The organism is uncultured Kluyvera sp. (assembly GCF_902485085.1).
GTDB classification, from domain to species: Bacteria; Pseudomonadota; Gammaproteobacteria; order Enterobacterales; family Enterobacteriaceae; genus Kluyvera; species Kluyvera ascorbata.
On record NZ_CABTJS010000093.1, the window covers coordinates 1 to 1,291 of the forward strand.

Sequence of the window (1,291 nt, forward strand, 5' to 3'; positions counted from 1 at the left end):
ACCACTTCCATCAATCCGGTAGGTTTTCCGGCTGATAAATAAGGTTTTCCCCTGATGCTGCCACGCGTGGACCGTGGTAATCAGCACCGCGTCGGCAAGTGTATCTGCCGTGCACTGCAACAACGCTGCTTCGGCCTGGTAATGGCCCGCCGCCTTCCAGCGTTCGACCCAGGCGTTAGGGTCAATGCGGGTCGTTTCACTTACGCCAATGTCATTATCCAGCGGTGCACGGGTGAATTGATCGCGCAGCGGCGTCAGCAGTTGTTTTTCATCGCCGATCCACATTTGTGAAAGAAGACCTGACAACCGGTTAAATTGCCAACGCTTATTACCAAGTTCGATGCAAAAATCCGTTTCGCTGGTGGTCAGTTGCGGGATGGCGTGGGGCGCGGAGGGTTGTGTCACGCTGAGGTTTTCCGCCAGACGCCATTGCTGCCAGGCGCTGATGTGCCCGGCTGCTGACCATGTGGTCGCGTTCGGTTGCACTACGTGAACCGTTAGCCAGAGTTGCCCGGTGCTCTCCGGCTGCGGTAGTTCAGGCAGTTCAATCAACTGTTTTCCTTGTGGAGCGACATCCAGAGGCACTTCACCGCTTGTCAGCAGCTTGCCATCCAGCGCCACCATCCAGCGCAGGAGCTCGTTATCGCTATGACGGAACAGGTATTCGCTGGTCACTTCGATGGTTTGCCCGGATAAACGGAACTGGAAAAACTGCTGCTGGTGTTTTGCTTCTGTCAGCGCTGGATGCGGCGTGCGGTCTGCAAAGACCAGACCGTTCATGCAGAACTGGCGATCGTTCGGCGTATCGCCAAAATCACCGCCGTAAGCCGACCACGGGTTGCCGTTTTCATCATATTTAATCAGTGATTGATCGACCCAGTCCCAGACGAAGCCGCCCTGTAAACGGGGGTATTGACGAAACGCCTGCCAGTATTTAGCGAAGCCACCAAGACTGTTACCCATTGCGTGGGCATATTCGCAAAGGATCAGCGGACGCAGTTCTCCAGGCAGCGAAAGCCATTTTTTGATGGACCATTTCGGCACAGCCGGGAAGGGCTGGTCTTCATCCACACGCGCGTACATCGGGCAAATAATATCGGTTGCGGAGGTGTCGGCTCCGCCGCCTTCATACTGTACCGGGCGGGAAGGATCGACAGATTTAATCCAGCGATAGAGCGCATCGTGATTAGCACCGTGGCCTGATTCATTCCCCAGCGACCAGATGATCACACTCGGGTGATTACGATCGCGCTGCACCATTCGCGTTACGCGTTCGCTCATCGCGGGTAGC

1 protein-coding gene is annotated in these 1,291 nt (G+C 55.8%); it reads right to left on the reverse strand.

The window, feature by feature from the left end; all coding sequences use genetic code 11:
• The coding region (locus tag RDN66_RS11000; protein WP_154931443.1) for a glycoside hydrolase family 2 TIM barrel-domain containing protein at positions 1–1,291 on the reverse strand (1,291 nt) is incomplete at both ends.